Raw genomic sequence first — 18,753 nt, forward strand, 5'->3', positions numbered from 1 at the left:
ATCGCGATAACGTCCGTGTGTTGTGCCACACACGCGCCGCCGCGTGCCGTTCCGCGTCGCAGCAAATCCGCGCGCATTCCCCTACGCTTCCATCCATCTGCATATCGCGGTGCGTTTCGACAGCGGTCGACGCGCGTAGTCTGATTTTCGCAACGAGCCCATGAACACTGCACTCTCGGCATTCGACCTCGCCCGGCTTCAGTTCGCATTCACGATTTCCTTTCACATCATCTTTCCGGCGCTCAGCATCGGGCTTGCCAGCTTCATCGCCGTGCTCGAATGGCGCTGGCTCAAAACCGGCAAGACGTACTACAAAGACCTTTGTCTCTTCTGGTCGAAGATCTTTGCGGTCGCCTTCGGCATGGGCGTCGTTTCCGGCGTCGTGATGAGCTACGAGTTCGGCACGAACTGGTCCGGCTTCTCCAGTTTCGCGGGCCCTGTCACCGGCCCGCTTCTGATGTACGAAGTGATGACCGCGTTCTTTCTCGAAGCGGGCTTCCTCGGCATCATGCTGTTCGGCTGGCAGCGCGTCAGCGCGCGTGCGCACTTCGGCGCGACGCTGATGGTCGCGCTCGGCACGCTGATCTCGACGTTCTGGATTCTCGCGTCCAATAGCTGGATGCAGACGCCGCAAGGCTTCGAGGTCGTCAACGACCAGGTCGTGCCGCTCGACTGGTTCAAGATCATCTTCAACCCGTCGTTTCCGTACCGGCTCGCGCATATGTCGATCGCCGCGTTCATCGTCGGCGCGCTCGTCGTCGCGGCCGTGGGCGCGTGGCATCTGCTGAAGGGCCGGCGCGACGCGGGTATCCGGAAGATGTTCTCGATGGCGCTCTGGATGCTGCTGGTTCTCACGCCGGTTCAGGCGTTTGTCGGCGACCAGCACGGCATCAACACGCGTGAATATCAACCGGCGAAGATCGCCGCGATCGAGGGCCTGTGGGACACGGAGAAAGGCGGCACGGCGCTCAACCTCTTCGGCCTGCCCGACATGAAGGCGGAAACGACCCGCTACGCGGTGTCGATTCCGCACCTCGGCAGCCTGATCCTCACGCATAGCTGGGACGGCGAGATTCGCGGACTCAAAAGCTTCCCCCCGCAGGACCGGCCGAATTCAACGATCGTGTTCTGGAGTTTTCGCGTGATGGTCGGGCTCGGCGTGCTGATGATCCTGATGTCGCTGATCGCGTGGGCACTGCGACGCGGCGACCGTCTCTATGAATCAAAGTGGTTCCTGCGCTTTGTCGTCGCGATGGGGCCGACGGGGTTCGTCACGCTGCTCGCGGGCTGGATCACGACCGAAGTCGGACGCCAGCCATGGGTAGTCTACGGCGTGATGCGTACGGTGCAAGCCGTTTCGCCATTGACGGCGCAACAGGTCGGCATCTCGCTGATGGCATTCGTGATCGTCTATTTTCTCGTGTTCGGCACCGGGGTCTATTACATCCTGAAGCTGATGCGCGCCGGCCCCACGCTGCCGGGTCACACGCATGACGCGTTGCCGGGCAGCACACCCGATCACACCGCACGCAGGCCGCTTTCGGCCGCGGACGCGATGATCGACGCCGCATAAAACCCCTGTATTTCAAGGCTGAAACGAAATGGACGTTACCGTAGTGTGGGCCGGGATCATCGCACTGGGCCTCTTCATGTATGTCGTGCTGGACGGCTTCGATCTCGGCATCGGCATTGTGTTTCCGTTCTTCCCCGACGGGAAGGAACGCGACCTGATGATGAACACCGTCGCGCCCGTGTGGGACGGCAACGAAACGTGGCTCGTGCTCGGTGGCGCCGGCCTCTTCGCGGTGTTCCCGATCGTCTATTCGACGGTGCTCTCGGCGCTGTATCTGCCGCTCGTGTTCATGCTTGCGTGCCTGATTTTTCGTGGCGTGTCGTTCGAAATCCGCTCGAAGGCGAACCGCACGAAGCATCTGTGGGACCTCGCGTTCATCGGCGGCTCGGCGGGCGCGGCGTTCTTTCAGGGCATTGTTCTTGGCGCGTTCCTGCAGGGCATTCCCGTCGTGGACGGCAGCTACGCAGGCGATGCGTTCGGCTGGCTCACGCCGTTCAGCCTGCTGACGGGTCTCGGGCTGGTTGCCACGTATGCGCTGCTCGGCTGCTGCTGGCTCGTCGCGAAGACCGAGGGCGACCTGCAGCGGCGCCTGCATCGCGTGGTCTGGCCGCTCACCGTGGTGCTGCTCGGGTTCATCGCCGTGGTCAGCCTGTGGACGCCGCTGCAAGACCCGACGATCGCCGCGCGCTGGTTCCATGACGGGCTCTTTTATCGCCTGCTGCCGGTGCCGTTCCTCGTCGCGATCTGCGCGTTCTTCATGCGGCGCGCCGTGCGGGATCGTCACCACAACACGCCGTTCGCGCTCGCGCTCGGGCTCGTGCTGCTCGGCTACGTCGGCTTGCTGGTGAGCCTGTGGCCGTATGCGATCCCGTCGAGCATGACGCTCTGGGAAGCCGCCGCGCCGCGTTCGAGCCAGGTGTTCACGCTGGTGGGCGCCGCGGTGATCCTGCCCGTCATCCTCGTGTATACGACGATGGGATATTGGGTATTTCGCGGCAAGGTTCGCCACGGCGACACCCACTACCACTAAGCCACTGAGCCACCCGGCCACCGAAAACCGGGAACCGCCACCGGGTATCCGCTGGCGAAACCGGAACACACGTCGCACCCATCATCGTCCACCCTATGCGCCTCATTGCCCCGCCCCGTTTCCGCGCCCGTGAGCGCGGCGCCACACGCTCCCGTCTGCCAGGCTGGGTCTGGTTCGTGCTGCTGTGGGGTGGCGGCGTTGCGGCCGCCGTGTCGCTCGGTTTCGTGTTCCGGATCTTCATGAACGCGACGCTCTTCGCGGTCTCGCAGTAACGCGATAACGCGGGAAAACAGGCGGCCAGCGCCACGAAAAGCGTCGCTTTGAAGCGTGCCGCATATTCTGCAATGCCAGGTGTGGAACGCTTCAAAATCGCTTCAATCTGCTCGTCTACCTGGTAAGCCATGCGAGGATGTCCGCGTGGCCTGTTGCGCGCGTTGCCGGGGTCACGCCTCGCGCTGATGCAACCAGGCGACATAGGGAGAAGACGGACGCGCATTGGCTCGCCGCATCGGGCAGAATAACCCTACTGCGGCGCTGACCGGTTCCGGCCGTCGGACAACAACAGTAGCAGCACAAACCGGCTGGGCCCACACGCGGAGACATCATGAAGTTTCTTGTGGCCGACGACCATGAACTGATCCGCCAGGGCGTCAAGGGCCTCCTGCGCGGACTCGATGCCGATGCCCAGTTCGACGAGGCCGATACGTGGGAGACGCTCGCCGCCGCCGCGCGGCCCGACGCCAACCATGACCTCGCGATTGTCGATCTGCACATGCCTGGCATGGAGGGAGCGGGATCGCTGGAAATCCTGCTCAAGGCAAATCCGGCGTTGCCGGTGGTCGTGCTTTCCGCCGAGGAGTCGCCCGACGAGATGCGCGCCGTGCTCGCGGCCGGCGCGCTCGGTTTCGTGCCGAAGCGTCAGCCCGCGAGCGTGATGTTGAAGGCGATCGAACTGGTGCTGTCCGGCGGCGCCTATGTGCCGATGGAAGCGCTCAGCCTGCTCGGCACGCGCGAGGCGGCCGGCGCGACGGCCGCGCGTTCTCCCGCCGGCGCCGAGGCGGGCGCCGCGGTTGCGACGCCCGTCCTCGAAACCGTGCCGCCCGCGCATCAGTTGCAGCCGCATCAGCGGCATCTGCTGGAAAACCTGTCGCCGCGCCAGCAGGACATCATGCGGCTCGTGCATCGCGGCTGGACCAACAAGATGATCGCGCGCGAACTCGGTGTCGCCGAAGGAACCGTGAAGGTGCATCTGTCGGTGATTTTCCGCGCGCTGGGCGTGCATAACCGGTCCACCGCGATCGCCGTGATCAACGGCTGGCTCGAAGCTGGCAAGACGCTTTAAAGCAGGGATCGTACATATCGCGGCCCATACGGCCCATGCGGCGCCGCGATCGCGCGCAGTGCGTTCAGTGCTGTCCGTCGACGGCGACAGGGGGCTGTGCACCAGCGGACGCTCCGCCGCCTGTCGTGGCCGATCCGGCGCCGCTTTTCGCCGCGGGCTGCTGCCACAGGCTTTCGAGCGTGCGACGCAGGCGCGCCGGCGTCACCGGTTTGTGCAGCACCGGAATACCCTTCGCCGAAAGCGCCTCCAGATCGGGCGAAGCCATGTCGCCGGTAATCAGCAGCGTGACGACCTCGCCGTGCCCCGCGTGGCGCAGCGCATCGCGCACGGCGGAGAGCGCCTGCGCGCCCGTTCGATGGTTCGCCAGCTGATAGTCGCACAGCACGGCATCCGGCACGAACCCTTCGTCGACCGCCTGCAGCGCCTGGATTTCGTCCGGTACACCGCGCACGACGCAGCCCCAGCGACCGAGCAACGCCGACAGCCCTTCGAGAATCGACGGATCGTCGTCGATGCACAGCACACGCCGCCCTTCGGTCGTGGAACTGTTCGCCACGGTGTCGCCGAGACTCGACACGATCCGCGCCGGGTCACCCGCCTGGACGAGGAACCGGAACGTCGAGCCGCGCCCCGGCGCCGAGTTCATCTGCAATTCGCCGCCGAGGAGACCCACCAGCCGGCGCACGGTCGGTAGCCCGAGGCCGTGCCCCTGGCGCGCGTCGCGTTGCGGATTGGCGACCTGATAGAACTCCTCGAAAACGCGCTCCTGTTCGGCGCGCGGAATGCCGATACCCGAATCGCGCACTTCGACATAGCCGCCCGAGCGACGCCCCGCGCGACGAAAACCCAGCCAGATCGCGCCCTCCTCGGTATAACGCACCGCGTTGGACAGCAGGTTGCTCAGCACGCGTTCGAGCAGCACCGGATCGTCATGCACCACCACGGAAGTCGGCGCGATCCGCAGCGCCAGCCCTTTCGCGGCGGCCTGCGGCCGGTACTGGCTGCCGATGCGCTCGAACAGCTCGTCGAGCCGGAAATGCAGCCGGATCACCTGCGTCACCCCGCTCTCGAGCCGCGCGAGGTCGAGCACCTGGTTGAACAGCTGGTTGAGCGCCTCGACGTTGCGCACGATATGGTCGGCGGTTTTCGCGTGCTGCGCGGGCGCGACGGTGCCGTCGTTGAGCGACGCCGCGAGCAGCCCGATCGCGTGCAGCGGCTGCCGCAGATCGTGACTTGCGGCCGCGAAAAACCGTGTCTTCGCGAGGCTCGCCTCCTCGGCGACCAGCTTCTGAGCGGCGAGCGATTCGGCCAGATACTGCTGATCGACGCGCGCCTCGACCACCCGGCGGAACAGCTTCCGGTAACTCAGCGCATACACGTTGATCGCGCAGAAGAAAAACGCGAGGACGATCGCGAGTATCGTGCGGTCGAACGTGTGGACGCTGAAGTGGAGCGCGATGGCCGGCAGCAGCAGGAACGGGATCGCGGTCACGAAGTTGAGGAAATCGAAACCGTTCGACATGAACACGCCGGCTGCGAGCGTGACGAGCATCACCGTGTGCAGCAGCGGCAGGTCGGCATGGACGCTCTGGAACGCGAACCAGATCGCGGCGCCCGGCGCCGCGTAAAGCAGCGCGCCGCGCAGCGCGTGCAGGTTGATCCACGCGCGTGGCGAAAACGCCGTGGGCCAGCGGCGGTTGCACAGCCACAGTGCGAGCCCCGCGCAGTTGGCGACGCCGTAAAAGCCGAAACACAGCGCGAACAGATGGGGAGACGGGATGTCGGGCCAGTAGATCGCGACCAGCACGACGATCGAAAACCAGTGCGACACGAAGGCAATCGGATCCTGCGCATACAGGACCGGCACGAGATCTTCGTCAATGGCGCGCTGGATGGGATCGGCCCGCATCGTGCGGTCTCCTTGCCGGAAGCCGGCGGTCTGGACGGCGAACCGTGCGGGTTGCACGCCCCGTCATGCCATTTCGTAGCGATGGTTTACCCGACAGTTTACCCATCAGCTAACACTTAATCCATATAGGCGAAGCCGCCGGCAAAAATCATACTGGTTGCAACTTACCAGCGCGGCCAAAGCCTTTCGGGGCTTTTCAGACAGCCTGATCCAGGGCTTCCCGGCGGATTATCCGCCTCCCCGCGCTCCACGCCCCAAACAATCGACGGAGGCTTTCATGGGCGCCATTGCGGGCTGCGAACTGGCACGACATCTTGACGACGCGATCCTGCCCGATCTGTGGCGGCGTCGCACCCAACTCTCGCACGACGAAATGGCATCGATGTACGACCTCGTGCGGCGCGCGCTGCGGACCTATCATCCCGTCGAGCTGCAGGCGCTCGGCGAAGACAAGGAAGAACTCGTCGCGCAGTTCATCTATACGAAGGTGCTGCGTCTCGCGCCGGGGCACACCGAATCGCAGGCCTGCCCGGAAAGCGCGCCTTCGAGCAGCTATGCGCTCTGTGCGTACTTCCGCCGTTATCTGATCGACTGTCTGCGCAGTGCAAGTCATCAACGTAACGTCTCCATGGAAAACGACGGCATGGAACAGGAAATCGACCTGCACGCGCAGGCGCTCGAAGATCCCGTCGACAGCGTGCTGACCGATTACGGTCTCAACGAGCATTGCGTGCGCCGCGCCGCCCGGGCCTTTATCGCGAGCCTCGACGAACCCGAGCAGATCGTGCTGGCCGGCAGCCTTGGCTGGTGCTCCGAATGCAAGGGCGGTCTTTCGGCGGTTGCCACGCGGTTCAGCGTGCCGTCGTACCACTATCGCGCCGTCAAACTCGGCGTCACCATGAAAAAGACGGCCGACGCCGGTGATTTTTCCAATACGAAGATCGGCCGCTGGCTCACCGACGTGCTCGACATCGAAATCAGCCTCGACAACCGCGACGCGATTCTCGTCGTGCTGAACCTGCTCGCCGCGGAGTCGAACGCGCAGGAAATGAATGAAGCAGCCGCATAACTGAAGCGCAGCTGGATGCAGTCCTTCGTGTGCGGACCGGCCGCACGGAGGGCTGCGTTTTTTGTGCATCCGGAAAGTTATTGCAAGAAGCGGCTTCGCTGCGATTTCGCCGAGGGCTTTGATGTCTTGCTGGACGTCATTCACTACGCCCTTCTGCCTTTCCGGTATCTCGTGCGCGAGCATCGAGCCGAGGTTAAGTTCATCGGCAACGCTCTTCAACCGCTTGTCGCGCGTCCAGATAGTGATGCCGGGTTGCAGGCGCGCGGATGCCAGCAGTGATGTGTCGGCAAGAATCATTCAACGTCCTGCCGGCGCCGCGGCGCCCCCTTGATACCCGGCTGGCTACCGCCATGATTCACGAGTCGCATCGCGGCTTCACGCTGGATCAACGCCTTTAGCGCTGCGCGCACGAGTGCGGTTTTTTCCTCTATGCCTGTATAGGCCTGCGCCCTGGCGATCAAGTCGTCATCGAGCGCAATAGTCGTACGCATGGGAATTCCCGTAAATAAGAGCGTCAGTTATAGCATCGCTTGATGCCTTTAATTGTGCATTTACGTCCCCTAAAGAGCGCATCCCGGGCTGGCAGCCGAAATCGGACAACCCGGCTTGCAAGGGGCAGTGGCGAAATTGGCGGCTTCACACATTCCCCCGAAGTGTGCGGTACCGCACACTTCAGGAATCAAGCTGAAAGTCTCGTGGTCTATCTTTGCTCAGACATTTCGCCCCCGGCTGCCAGGCTTCGGGTATCGCATCCGCGAGCCTCGCGTCGCAGCACCAACAGGACTGGCAGGGCCACGTCCTTCCAGCAGCGTGCCAACCGGGGGACCGTGCGATGGAGGTCGAGCCACAGCCTGAACCGGAAAGCGCCACTGGATCAGCGCTCTCGCCGGGCACGGCACTCAACTGGAGTGTCTGGCGGAGCAAGATTCAGTGGTCGATACTCCTCGTTGCCACTGCGATCTGCCTCACCTTTTCCAGCCAGAGCGGACTCAAACCGGTTGTCATCGGCGCCATTTTTCTTGCGTCTGCCGTTTCCAGCATCGCGGGATTCGCCTTCTCCGCTGTCTGCGGCGCCATGCTGTTCCATCTAGCCGGCGACCCCGTGCAGATCGTCCAGATCATGATCGTCTGCAGTATCGCCAACCAGACCGCGATGGTCTGCTCACTCAGACGAGTGATCCGCTGGCGAGAACTTGCTCCTTTCCTGATTGGCGGCGCATTCGGCCTGCCGGTTGGCATAGCGGTATTGCTGAAGCTGGATCGTCATGTTTACACCCATGTGCTCGGCGTATTTCTTGTCGCTTATGGCTGTTACATGCTCGTCTGCAAGCCTTTGGTTATCCGTCGTCAGAACATGGCCTTCGATGTCCTTGCGGGACTTCTCGGGGGAATCACAGGGGGTGCCGCCGGGTTTCCGGGCGCATTTGTCACCATCTGGTGCGGCTTCAAGGGATGGAGCAAGGAGCGCCAGCGCGCCATGTATCAGCCGTTCATCTTGATCACACAGATAGCCGCCCTCGCAACGATCAGCCTGTTGCGCCATTCCGCCGGCAAGGTCGGGTTCGAGCCGGCGGACCTGCTCTGCATACCCGCTGCGCTTCTCGGAACCGCTGCTGGCATGACGCTCTACAAGCGGCTGTCAGACAATCATTTCGCGCGCGCCGTGAACCTGCTCATGATCGCCTCGGGAATCAGCTACTTCGGGTAGTCGAGCTTTCCGTTTTTTTAATCGCGCCGGCGTGCGCCGTCTAAGATAAATGGGCGCGCCGCGCCTTCCCGTCCGTTCCGTCCAGTCCTGCCAGGGTTTCTCCGCCCTGCGTACGTGCATGCGAGGTGATCGTATGAACCGCTTGTCCAGCTCCATTGCCGCGATAGAGCCGCATTACGAGGTCGTTGTCGTCGGGTCCGGTTACGGCGGCGCCATTGCCGCGAGCCGCATGGCGCGGGCGAACCGCAAGGTGTGCCTGCTCGAGCGCGGACGTGAATTCATGGCGGGCGAGTTTCCGGCGACGCCCCTCGAAGGGATCGGGCAGGTTCAGTACAACACCGCGTTCAAACAGATCGGCTCGCCGCTCGCGCTGCTGGAGGTACACCTCAACGCCGAAGTGAACGCGGTGGTCGGCTGCGGGCTTGGCGGCACGTCGCTCATCAATGCGAACGTCGCGCTGCACCCCGACCCGCGTCTGTGGGACGATCCGCGCTGGCCCGTCGCGGTGCGCAACGACAAGGACGGTCTCGACAAGGGGTACGCCCGTGCCGTCGCCATGCTGAGCCCGTCGCCGGTGCCGCCGGACTATCCGCGTCTGCCGAAACTCGATGCGCTCGAACTGTCGGCGAAGGCGCTCGGCATGGAAAACCGCTTTTACCGGCCGCCGGTCACCGTCACGTTCACGACCGGACCCAACGCGGCCGGCGTGCATCAGGAGCGATGCATCGGCTGTGGCGACTGCAATTCCGGCTGCAATCACGAAGCAAAGAATTCGACGCACATGAACTATCTGCCCGATGCCGTCGCGCACGGCGCGCAGATCTTCACGGGCGCGGCCGTGCATTCCGTCGTGCGCGATGCCGCCACGCAGAAATGGAGGGTGCGCTACCAGGTGGTCGACGTCGGCCGGGAAATCTACGACGCACCCGATCTCTTCGTGCTCGCCGATCACGTGATCCTGTCGGCCGGCACGATCGGCTCAAGCGCGATTCTGTTGCGCTCGAAGCAGGCGGGGCTCAACGTGTCGCCGCAACTCGGTCATCATTTCACCGGCAATGGCGACGTCCTCGCGTTCGCGTTCAACACCGACACGGAAATCAACGGCGTCGGCTGGGGCACGCACAAGCCGGGCGACATCCCGCCGGTGGGCCCGACGATCTGCGGCATCATCGATCATCGCGACACGCCCAACGTGAAGGATGGCTTCGTGATCGAGGAAGGATCGCTCGCGGCGCCGATCGGCGGCATGATGATGGGCGTGCTCGGCGTCACGGCGCCGGCCGCTGGCGTGGACGTGCCGGATCTGCCCGGCGAAGGCCCGCTCGACAGCGAGGCGCGCATTATCGAAAGTGTGCTGCGCGGGCCCTATCACGGCGCGATGCGCAACACGCAGACGTATCTCGTGATGGCCCACGACGACGAAAGCGGCGAGATTTCGGTCGAAGACGGCCGGCCGCGCATCAGCTGGCCGAACGCGGGCAAGCAGCCGATCTACGCGACCGTCGAAAAATCGCTCGAAGGCGCGACCGTCGCGCTGGGTGGCGAATATGTGCGCAACCCGATCTCGCTCGACGCGTTCAAGGACCGGCTCGTCACCGTGCATCCGCTCGGCGGATGCAGCATGGCCGAGGATGCCGCGAACGGCGTCGTCGATCAGGCCGGCCGCGTGTTCAGCGGCGCGGCGGGCAACGCGGTACACGACGGGCTCTACGTGATGGATGGCGCCGTGATGCCGATGTCGCTCGGCGTCAATCCACTGCTGACGATTTCCGCGCTGGCCGAGCGCAACTGCGCGCAGCTGGCCGCGTCACAGGGCTGGAACATCGACTATGAATCGGCGGGCACATCCGCGCCGCCGCCGCAACCAAAGGTCGGCATCCGCTTCACCGAAACGATGATCGGCGACTACACGCCCACTGGCGCGAAGGATGCCATCAAGATGCAGTTCACGGCGACCATCAAGTCGGACGATCTCGACGACATGATGAAGAATCCGCAGCATCAGGCGGGCATGGCCGGCACGATGACGTGCGCTGCATTGTCGGCGCAACCGCTCACGATCAGCGAGGGACGCTTCAACCTCTTCGTCGTCGACAAGGACAATGTCGACCGGCGCGACATGAATTACCGGATGACGCTCGAATCCGTCGAAGGCAAAACGTACTACTTCTTCGGCCAGAAAATCATCACGCACACGTCGCTGCTCGAACTGTGGACGCAGACCAACACACTCTACGGCCAGATGCGCGAATCGTCCGACGAAGACGCGCCCGTGACCGGAACGGCGACACTCATCATCACGTTCGAAAATTTCCTGAAGCAGTCGCGCACCTACGACATCACCAACGCACCCGACGCCGAAACGCGGCTCGCATGGGCGGTGAAGTTCGGCAAGTTCTTCAGCGGCGTGCTGTTCAACGAATATGGCGGCGTCGCGGCGCCGTTGCAGTATTTCGACCCTGACGCCACGCCGCGCGTGAAGCGGGCCTTGCGCGCGCCGGTGCCGCAGGTTTCGTTCTTCAACACCGAAGACGGCAAGACGCTGCGGCTCACGCGCTTTCACGGCGGCAACAAGGGACCCGTGCTGCTGGTTCACGGTTCCGGCGTGTCGAGCCGCATCTATTCGACGGACCTCATCGATACCAATCTCGTCGAGTTCCTGTGCGCCACGCAGCACGACGTCTGGCTCGTCGATCTGCGCGTGAGCATCGAGCTGCCGAGTGCGCCCGACCCGACGACCGCCGACGCCGTCGCGCGCTACGATATTCCTGCAGCCGTCGCGAAAGTGCGCGAGCTGTCGGGCGCGGACAGCATCCAGATCTTCGCGCACTGCTTTGGCGCCGTGGCCTGCACGATGTCGCTGCTTTCGGGATTGAAGGGCGTGCGCTCCGTGGTGCTCTCGCAGGTCTCCGCGCATCTCGTGCCACCGCTGCCCGCGCGAATCAAGGCGGGCCTGCACCTGCCCGACATGCTCAAGCGCATCGGTATCAAGGACATGACCGCGTACACGCAACGCGACACGTGGCCGAAGAATCTGGTCGACGACGCGCTGAAGTTCTATCCGGTGGAAGACGATGAAGAGTGTACGAACGCGGTGTGCCATCGCGCGACGTTCCTGTATGGGCTGCTTTACGAACACGCGCAACTCGACGATCTGCTGCATTCGAACCTGCAGGAACTGTTCGGCGTACACGACGTGGAACTCTTCGACCAGCTGGCCGGAATGATCCGCAAGGGACATCTCGTCAGCGCCGATGGCGACGATATCTACATGCCGAATATCGCCGGCATGAATCTGCCGGTCGCGTTCATCCATGGCTCGGAAAACCGCGTTTATCTGCCTGAGAGCACGGAGAAAACGTACAACCTGCTGGTCGAGCGGTTCGGGCCGGATAACTTCGAGCGCCACATCATCAACGGATACGGGCACATCGACTGCATATTCGGCAAGCGGGCCGCGATCGATGTCTATCCGGTGATTGCAAGGCATCTGCTCGCGCATTGAATGAAGTGTTCAATGCGCGAGCGGCGCTCGCGTCTAAAGCAGTTTGCCCGGATTCAGGATGCCGTTCGGGTCGAGTGCATGCTTGATCGCGCGCATCGCCGCAAGCTCCTCTGGCGAGCGCGAGATCGGCAGAAACTCGCGCTTGAGAAGCCCGACGCCATGTTCCGCCGACACCGAGCCGTTCAGCGGCCCCAGCATCTCGTAGACGAACGCGTAGATCGCATGATGTCCGACGCCCGGCACCGAATGACCGTCGACGGTTACATGCAGGTTCGAATCGCCGATATGGCCAAAGAAATATGAACGGTTGCCCGGCCACTTTTGATCGAGCGCGGCACGACACCGGTCGACAAAGCGGCCGATCTCGCCAATCGAAAGGCTCACGTCGAAATTCACCGGATCGAGCTTCGATGGAAACTCCGCCGTGCATTCGCGGATCGCCCACAACGCGCGCGCGTCGGCGACCGATTGCGCGATCACCGCGTCGCGGATCGCACGCGATTCCAGCGCATCGCCAAGCGCGGATGCGAAGCGCTCGCCGTCGTCGGCGGCATCGAAACTTGCGTGTTCGATCAGCGCGTAAAGCGGATGGGGCTGCGCAAACGGCGAACGCGCTTCGGCGGTAAGCGCGACGCCAAAGTCGAAGAAGTCCGGCCACATGATTTCGAACGCACCGATATCGTTACCGAATCGCTTCGACAGACGGCGCAGCAGGTCGACCGCCGCATCGTAGCCATCGAGCGCGACGAGCGCCGTATGACGCGACGCACGCGGCGGATGCAGCTTCAGCACCGCGCGCGTGATGATGCCAAGCGTGCCCTCCGAGCCGATGAAAAGATGCTTGAGGTCGTAGCCCGTGTTGTTCTTGACCATCCGGCTCATCGATGTCAGCACCGCGCCGGTTGCCAGCACGGCTTCGAGCCCCAGCACCTGCTCGCGCGCGGTGCCCGACTGGATCACGCGATTGCCGCCTGCGTTCGTCGCGAGGTTGCCGCCGATCTGGCATGAACCGCGCGCGCCGAGATCGAGCGTCAGCTCGAAACCCGCCTGCCCCGCGGCATCCTGCGCGACCTGCAACGTAGTGCCGGCGCATACGGACATCGTCGCCGAGGCGACGTCGATGTCCTCGACGCCGCTCATGCGATCGAGCGAGATCGCGATATCGGTTGCTCGGGGAATCGCGCCGCCCGCCAGTCCCGTCATGCCCCCTTGCGGCACGACGCCTTGATGCGCGTCGTTGCAGATCATCAGCGCGCGCGCCACCTGCTGCGTCGTGCGCGGCAACAGCAGCGCGGCGGGACGCATCGGCGCGTGGCGCGTGTAGTCGGTCATCGACCGCTCGCCGATTTCGTCGCCGGTGCGCACCGCGTCGTCGCCGATTGCCTCGCGCAGTGCGTTGAGCGTTGCCGCCAGCGCCGCGCCGTGTTCCATCGTCATGCCGTTGTTCCCTGGGTTGCGTGTTTTTTCCGGTAGCCCATCGAATCGTTGATGCGCCCAAGGATGTAATCGCCGGCCGCGACGGGTTCATAACGCCGTTCCGCTTCGCTCACACCCAGATCGCGCGGATCGACCCGCGCGTCATAGGTCGGATCATAGAACGTCGCGATCGAATAGCGCTCGCGACCCGACGCGTTGATCACGCGATGCAGCGTCGAGCGAAAGCGGTCGTTGGTCCAGCGCGCGAGCAGGTCGCCGACATTGACGACGAAGCTGCCCGGAACCGGCGGCGCATCGACCCAGGTGTCGTTCGCGATTTCGCGCACCTGCAGGCCGCCCACCTGATCCTGCCACAACAGCGTGATGCAACCGTAGTCGGTGTGCGGGGCAACTCCGAACTGGTCGGCGTCGGACTGCGGCGGCTGCGGTGGGTAGTACACCATCTGCGTGCGCTGCATCCGCTTCGTATAGCGCGACGCAAAAAAATCCTCGTCGATCCCGAGACCGGCCGCCACCGCGCGCAGCAGGTCGGCGCCGCATGGGGCCACCGCCTCGTAATAGCCGTACAGCGCGGGACGCAGTTCGGGCATGAAGTCCGGCCAGTTGTTCGGGCCGCGCAACGCCTGGCCCGCGCGCACATCGGGATCGTCCTCCGGCAACTCCAGCCCGACGCTGAAAAACTCCTTGTAGTCAGGCCGTTTCGCCTGATACATCGTGGCGTCGCCGAGCGCATTGAAACCACGATGACGCTGGTTCACCGCGGCACGCCGCTTCGTTTCGACGGGAAACGCGAAGAACGTGCGCGCGGCGTGTTCCGCTGCATCGATCGCCGACTGCGGCACACCGTGATTCACGACGTAGAAGAAGCCGATCGTCGTGCAGGCGTCGTAAATCTCGCGGCCCACGCGCGCGAGCGCCTGCGGATTCTCACCGCCGTGCAGGCCAGCAAGGTCGATGATCGGAATGCGGGTGACAGGTGGCATCGCAACGCTCCGTGCAGGTCCTGCGCGCATGGGCCTCACGCACAGGCGGGAAAAGACATCGTGGCTCCATCGTTGTATATACCGCCAAAAGCGTCTTCGCAAGGTGCCGTGCAACGCCGGGCAGCACCCAATGATCAGACAGCTGACGTCAACATGCGCTTTATTTTTTTCGCGCCAAAACTGCGGTATATACTGCCTCGAATGGCTCGCGTCGACCCTCATTCGCGCGACACCGCTTTGCCCACTGGAGAATCTCATGAGCATCCTTGCAGGCTGGAAGTGTCGTCTGATGGCGTTGACGTTGTGTGCCGCGAGCGTCGGCAGCGCGTATGCGGACGATCAACTCGCGAAAGTGAAGAAGGCCGGCGAACTCGTCGTCGGCACGGAAATGCAGTTCGCGCCGTTCGATTTTCTCGAGAACGGCCAGCAGGCAGGCTTCAACAAAGACCTGTTCGCGGAAGTCGGCAAGGAACTCGGCGTGAAGGTCCGCTTCATCGACCTGCCGTGGCCGAGCGTGCTGCCTGGCCTCGAAGCCGGCAAGTTCGACATGGTCGGCGGCCCGCTGACGGTGACGAAGGCGCGCATGGAACGCTACACGTATACCCTGCCCATCGCTGACGCCACCGACGCGCTCCTCAAGCGCGCGAACGACACGGGCCTCAAGCAGTCGTCCGATATCGCCGGCAAGACCGTCGGCGCGGGCAAGGGCTCGGCGCAGCTCGACCAGCTGAAGGCCTATGTGGCAACGCTGCCCAAGCCGCCTGAAATCCGCGAATACGTCGACAACAACCAGGCTTACGCCGATCTCGCCGCCGGCCGTATCGCGGCGGTCGCGAACTCGATGACGAACATCGCGTACGTCGCGAAGCAGCGTCCGGAAGCGTTCGCCGTCGTGATGCCGCCGTTCGGCGCGAAGGTGTACTTCGCGTATTGCCTGCGCAAGGATGCCGACAGCAAGTCGCTCGCCGATGCGTTCAACGCGGCGCTCGTGAAGATGCACGGCGACGGCCGTCTCACCGCGCTGCAGAAGAAGTGGTTCGGCGTCGCCATGGATGCGCCGACCACGATGCCCACGCCGAACTACTGATGCGCTGATGCAATGCGCGGTGCGTGTCCAGCTTGAGCCGCTTGAGCCACTTGAGCGGCACGGCACGCATCGCGCAAACCGACTTCGCCTGCAGGTGCCATGTTCAGCCCAACCGTCTTCGCACAGGGCCTGCCGCTGCTGCTTCATGCGGCGCTCGCCACCGTCGGCATCTCGCTGACCGGACTTCTGATCGGCTTCTTTGTCGCCGTGGGCGTGTGCTCGGCGCGGCTCTCCGCGCATCGCGCCGCACGCATGGTCGGCGGCGCCTACGTGTTTTTCTTTCGCGGCGTCCCGATGCTGGTGCAGTTGCTGCTCGTCTATTACCTGCTGCCGTTCGTGGGTATCAACGTGTCGCCGCTCGTCGCCGCGATCAGCACAGTCTCGCTCTGTTCGGCCTCGTATATCGCGGAGATCCTGCGCGGCGGCTTTCTCAGCATTCCGCCCGGACAGATCGAAGCCGCGCGCATGCTCGGCCTGTCGCCGCTCGACATGCTGCGGCGTATTCAGGTACCGCAGGCGTTCCGCCTGACGCTGCCTTCGCTCGTGAATGAAATGGTGCTGCTCATCAAGGCGTCTTCGCTGATCTCGGTGGTCGGCGTCGCCGAAATCACGCGCACGGCGCAGAATATCGCCGCCAGCACGTACCGGCCGCTCGAAGCGTACGTCGCCGCGGGGCTCATCTACTTCGTGATCTGCGGTGTACTGTCGCTCGTCGCGCACGCCGCCGAACACCGTTTGCAGAACGCCTGAGGCCATCGCGATGCAACAGTTCGATCCCACCGTCATCACGCACAATCTCCAGCCGATCGCAGCCGGGCTCCTCACGACGCTCGGCACGTGGCTCGCGGGCGTGCTGATCGGTCTCGCGCTCGGATTCGTGATCGCGGTCCTGCAACTCTTTGGCGGACGCTGGATGCGTGGCGTGCTGCGCGCGTATATCGAACTCTTTCGCGGCACGCCGTTTCTCGTGCAACTGTTTCTGCTCTATTACGGCGGCCCGTCGTTCGGTCTCACGCTCGAACCGATGACCGCCGGCGTGCTCGGCCTGGGTCTTTACGGAAGCGCCTATTTCGCGGAGGCTTTCCGCTCCGGCTTTCAGTCCATTCCGCGTGGCCATCTCGAAGCGGCGTCATGCCTCGGGCTTTCGCGCTGGCAAACGGTCGTGCGCATCCAGGTGCCGCAAATGCTCGTGCTGATCGTGCCCGCGCTCACGAATCTGATCATCGTGCTCAGCAAGGAAACCGCCGTGCTGTCGATCGTCACCGTGCCCGAACTCACGTTCGTGCTGACCGGCATCGGTTCGGCCACGTTCGCGTTCGTCGAAACGCTGCTGGTGCTGTGCGTCTGCTATCTCGCGCTGGTCGAGCTGACGTCGCGCGCGGGCATGTGGGCCGAGCACCGTCTCTCCCGCTTCATGGCATGAAACCTGGCACGACACCGGACGTCCATATGAATGCAATGACCGACATGCCCTCTTCTCTTTCTTCGTCCGGTTCGTCACGCGCCGCCTCCGCGCCGCTCATCGAAGTGCGCGACCTGCGCAAGCGCTTCGGTGAAAACGAAGTGCTGCGCGGGGTCAACCTCGACATCGGAAAATCCGAAGTGGTCTGCATCATCGGGCCGTCGGGTTCGGGCAAGAGCACGTTGCTGCGCTGTCTCGCCGCGCTCGAAACCTACGATCAGGGCGACGTGCGCATCGAGGGCGAACTGCTCGGCTACAGCGAGCGCAACGGCAAACGCGTGCGCGCTTCGCAGGGCGACATCAATCGCGTGCGGCGCAACGTCGGCATGGTGTTCCAGCAGTTCAACCTGTGGCCGCACATGACGGCGCTCGGCAACGTCATGGAAGCGCTGCGGCGCGTGCGCAACCTGTCGGGCGACGTCGCCCGCACGCGTGCGCTCGCGATGCTCGACACGGTCGGTCTCGCGCACAAGGGCGACGCGTATCCGGCGAAGCTTTCCGGCGGCCAGCAGCAGCGCGTCGCGATTGCGCGCGCGCTCGCGATGGAGCCGCACATCATGCTGTTCGACGAGCCGACTTCCGCGCTCGATCCGGAACTCGTCGGCGAAGTACTGCAGGTGATGAAACAGCTCGCGCGCGACGGCATGACGATGGCGGTTGTCACGCATGAAATGGGCTTCGCCGCGCAGGTGGCGGACAAGGTTGTGTTTATCGATGAGGGCCGCATTGCCGTCGAGGGCAATCCGCGCGACGTATTCCACGATGCCCGGCAACCGCGCCTGCGGCAGTTCCTGCAGAACTACATCGACCGCAACGCGTTCTGGACGCAAAGCAGCGCCGATGGAGAACCCGCGTGAGCAGCGGCGCCTCGCGTAGCGGAAGTGGAAGCGGCAGCGCAAACGCCGCGCGCGCCACGGCCACGCGCTACGAACAGGTGAAGCGCCATATCCGCGACACGATCGAATCCGGCGCGCGCCAGCCGGGCGACCGCATTCCGTCTGAACTCGATCTCGTCGCGTCACTCGGCGTTTCGCGGATGACGGTCAATCGCGCGCTGCGCGAACTCACAAGCGAAGGGTTGCTCACCCGTGTGTCCGGCGTCGGCACGTTCGTCGCCGAAACGAAGCCGCAGTCCACGCTTCTCATGATCGCGCACATCGGCGACGAAATCCGCTCGCGCGGCCACGACTACACCTGCGACACGCTGCTCACGCAACGCGAGACCGCGCCGGCCGGCGTATCGAACGCGCTCGGGCTCGCGCCGGGCGCGTCGGTGTTTCATGTGATCTGCGTGCATCGCGAGAACGGCCTGCCGGTGCAGCTCGAAGACCGCTACGTCAACCCGGCGACCGCGCCCGACTTCATCCAGCAGGACTTCTCCGCCATCCGGCCTTCGGAATATCTGTACGCGACAGTTCCCGCACACGACATCGAACATATCGTCGACGCCGGACTGCCGACGCGCGCCGAAGCCGGGTTGCTCAAAATCGCGCTGGAAGAGCCGTGCCTGACGCTCGTGCGACGCACGTGGACGAGTGGTGTCGCGGTCACGTACGCACGCTTCGTGCATCCAGGGTCGCGTTACCGGTTGGGTTGCCGGTTCGCACCCGATACGTCGTTACATCAAGGATAAAAGCGGGGATAAGCG

The 18,753-nt window shown here is 63.9% G+C and carries 17 protein-coding genes; 13 read left to right on the top strand and 4 right to left on the bottom strand.

The window, feature by feature from the left end; genetic code table 11:
* Nucleotides 1-160: 160 nt before the first annotated feature.
* The 4 genes from BLV45_RS25180 (at nt 161) to BLV45_RS25195 (ending at nt 3,945) form a co-directional block, all read left to right on the top strand.
* Nucleotides 161-1,573 carry a cytochrome ubiquinol oxidase subunit I gene (locus BLV45_RS25180; RefSeq protein WP_090537755.1) on the top strand — a complete coding sequence of 471 codons (1,413 nt, stop codon included), beginning with the start codon at nt 161-163 and terminating at the stop codon, nt 1,571-1,573.
* Between the two features lie 28 nt (nt 1,574-1,601).
* On the top strand, nt 1,602-2,603 hold the full coding sequence (gene cydB, locus BLV45_RS25185; RefSeq protein ID WP_090537756.1) for a cytochrome d ubiquinol oxidase subunit II: 1,002 nt from the start codon (nt 1,602-1,604) through the stop codon (nt 2,601-2,603).
* Nucleotides 2,604-2,698: 95 nt separating this feature from the next.
* Nucleotides 2,699-2,875, top strand: coding sequence for a hypothetical protein (locus BLV45_RS27675; protein WP_090537757.1), 177 nt, complete (start codon nt 2,699-2,701; stop codon nt 2,873-2,875).
* Between the two features lie 332 nt (nt 2,876-3,207).
* The gene (locus tag BLV45_RS25195; protein WP_090537759.1) at nt 3,208-3,945 is read left to right on the top strand and encodes a response regulator transcription factor; all 738 of its coding nucleotides are present in this window, start codon (nt 3,208-3,210) and stop codon (nt 3,943-3,945) included.
* A 64-nt stretch (nt 3,946-4,009) separates the two neighbouring features.
* Here the strand turns inward: BLV45_RS25195 and BLV45_RS25200 are convergent, their stop codons facing one another.
* A complete protein-coding gene (locus BLV45_RS25200) occupies nt 4,010-5,854 on the bottom strand; it encodes an ATP-binding response regulator (protein WP_090537761.1) in 1,845 nt (614 codons plus the stop codon).
* Between the two features lie 277 nt (nt 5,855-6,131).
* Here BLV45_RS25200 and BLV45_RS25205 point away from each other — a divergent pair, with 277 nt between their 5' ends.
* Together BLV45_RS25205 and BLV45_RS27680 are read left to right on the top strand one after the other, a co-directional pair.
* Entirely contained in the window at nt 6,132-6,923 is a 792-nt protein-coding gene (locus BLV45_RS25205) for a hypothetical protein (protein WP_090537763.1), read from the top strand.
* A 15-nt stretch (nt 6,924-6,938) separates the two neighbouring features.
* Nucleotides 6,939-7,202 (top strand): hypothetical protein, encoded by a 264-nt coding sequence (locus BLV45_RS27680; protein WP_176954248.1) that lies wholly within the window; start codon nt 6,939-6,941, stop codon nt 7,200-7,202.
* Nucleotides 7,203-7,216: 14 nt separating this feature from the next.
* On the opposite strand, the gene BLV45_RS25215 is transcribed toward BLV45_RS27680, so the two are convergent.
* Nucleotides 7,217-7,414 carry a type II toxin-antitoxin system VapB family antitoxin gene (locus BLV45_RS25215; protein WP_090537765.1) on the bottom strand — a complete coding sequence of 66 codons (198 nt, stop codon included), beginning with the start codon at nt 7,412-7,414 and terminating at the stop codon, nt 7,217-7,219.
* A 341-nt stretch (nt 7,415-7,755) separates the two neighbouring features.
* Here BLV45_RS25215 and BLV45_RS25220 point away from each other — a divergent pair, with 341 nt between their 5' ends.
* The gene (locus tag BLV45_RS25220; RefSeq protein WP_143130476.1) at nt 7,756-8,631 is read left to right on the top strand and encodes a sulfite exporter TauE/SafE family protein; all 876 of its coding nucleotides are present in this window, start codon (nt 7,756-7,758) and stop codon (nt 8,629-8,631) included.
* A 133-nt stretch (nt 8,632-8,764) separates the two neighbouring features.
* Nucleotides 8,765-12,136 carry an alpha/beta fold hydrolase gene (locus BLV45_RS25225; protein WP_090537769.1) on the top strand — a complete coding sequence of 1,124 codons (3,372 nt, stop codon included), beginning with the start codon at nt 8,765-8,767 and terminating at the stop codon, nt 12,134-12,136.
* Between the two features lie 33 nt (nt 12,137-12,169).
* On the opposite strand, the gene BLV45_RS25230 is transcribed toward BLV45_RS25225, so the two are convergent.
* Nucleotides 12,170-13,573: an FAD-binding oxidoreductase gene (locus tag BLV45_RS25230; protein WP_090537771.1), complete on the bottom strand. Its 1,404-nt coding sequence runs from the start codon at nt 13,571-13,573 to the stop codon at nt 12,170-12,172.
* Nucleotides 13,570-14,556 carry an isopenicillin N synthase family dioxygenase gene (locus BLV45_RS25235; protein ID WP_090537773.1) on the bottom strand — a complete coding sequence of 329 codons (987 nt, stop codon included), beginning with the start codon at nt 14,554-14,556 and terminating at the stop codon, nt 13,570-13,572. Before BLV45_RS25235 ends, BLV45_RS25230 begins: the two co-directional genes overlap by 4 nt.
* 256 nt (nt 14,557-14,812) lie before the next feature.
* Here BLV45_RS25235 and BLV45_RS25240 point away from each other — a divergent pair, with 256 nt between their 5' ends.
* The 5 genes from BLV45_RS25240 (at nt 14,813) to hutC (ending at nt 18,738) form a co-directional block, all read left to right on the top strand.
* Nucleotides 14,813-15,643 carry a transporter substrate-binding domain-containing protein gene (locus BLV45_RS25240; RefSeq protein WP_090537775.1) on the top strand — a complete coding sequence of 277 codons (831 nt, stop codon included), beginning with the start codon at nt 14,813-14,815 and terminating at the stop codon, nt 15,641-15,643.
* 99 nt (nt 15,644-15,742) lie between these two features.
* Entirely contained in the window at nt 15,743-16,393 is a 651-nt protein-coding gene (locus tag BLV45_RS25245) for an amino acid ABC transporter permease (protein WP_090537778.1), read from the top strand.
* A 10-nt stretch (nt 16,394-16,403) separates the two neighbouring features.
* Complete coding sequence (locus BLV45_RS25250; RefSeq protein ID WP_090537780.1) at nt 16,404-17,066, top strand: amino acid ABC transporter permease; 663 nt, start codon at nt 16,404-16,406, stop codon at nt 17,064-17,066.
* A 26-nt stretch (nt 17,067-17,092) separates the two neighbouring features.
* On the top strand, nt 17,093-17,962 hold the full coding sequence (locus tag BLV45_RS25255; RefSeq protein ID WP_090537782.1) for an amino acid ABC transporter ATP-binding protein: 870 nt from the start codon (nt 17,093-17,095) through the stop codon (nt 17,960-17,962).
* Nucleotides 17,959-18,738, top strand: a complete 780-nt coding sequence (gene hutC / locus BLV45_RS25260) for a histidine utilization repressor (protein WP_090537784.1) — start codon at nt 17,959-17,961, stop codon at nt 18,736-18,738. Before BLV45_RS25255 ends, hutC begins: the two co-directional genes overlap by 4 nt.
* The last annotated feature ends 15 nt before the right edge of the window (nt 18,739-18,753 follow it).

The organism is Paraburkholderia sartisoli, from assembly GCF_900107685.1.
GTDB classification, from domain to species: domain Bacteria; phylum Pseudomonadota; class Gammaproteobacteria; order Burkholderiales; family Burkholderiaceae; genus Paraburkholderia; species Paraburkholderia sartisoli.